Annotated in this window: 1 protein-coding gene; it reads right to left on the bottom strand. The window is 46.3% G+C overall.

Going from position 1 to position 789, the window contains the following annotated elements; all coding sequences use genetic code 11:
• The coding region (gene ligA / locus A3763_RS04020; protein ID WP_156494891.1) for an NAD-dependent DNA ligase LigA at positions 1-789 on the bottom strand (789 nt) is incomplete at both ends.

Here is a 789-nt window from a genome sequence, read left to right as displayed (position 1 = left end):
TGGCAGGACAATATCAACACTATCTGGTGGTCGACGCTCTTTAACACATCGTACAACTTTAGGGATTACGTCACCGGCACGGCGAATGACAACCGTGTCACCTACCCTTATTTGTAAACGCTTAACTTCATCCATATTATGCAAGGTTGCGTTGCTAACGGTCACGCCACCGACAAAAACAGGCTTTAAACGAGCAACAGGCGTGAGAACGCCGGTACGCCCAACCTGAAAGTCAACGCTTTCGAGCACTGTAAGCTCCTCTTGAGCAGGAAACTTATAAGCAACAGCCCAGCGTGGCGCACGCGCAACGAAGCCTAATTCCATTTGGGCTGCAAAATCATCCACCTTAAACACGATGCCGTCTATTTCATAATCGAGTGATGACCTCTTATCGCTAAGCATCTCACAGTAAGCGATACATTCCTCAATATTTTGAAGTTGCTGCATATCGCTATTGACCACAAAGCCCCATTCATTAAGCTTTTCAAGTGTTGAGAAGTGACTACTGGGAAGCCCTAGTCCAGAAGAGTAGCCAACAGAATAGGCGCACATCTTCAATTGCCTTTTCGCTGTCACTTTGGAATCGAGCTGGCGTAAACTACCTGCGGCAGCATTACGCGGATTAACGAACAGTTTGTCTCCGTTCGTTTGCGCTTCTTCATTAAGTCGATTGAATGAAACCAGAGGCATAAATATCTCACCCCTCACTTCTAGTTCATCAGGGAAACCACTACCAAGCAAACGAAGCGGTATTGAGTTGATGGTACGTACGTTGTGAGTAATATCTTC

The sequence above is a fragment of the Oleiphilus sp. HI0128 genome (genome assembly GCF_001635365.1).
The sequence above is the reverse complement of the archived record's forward strand: the minus strand, read 5'-3'. Positions and strand labels throughout refer to the sequence as shown.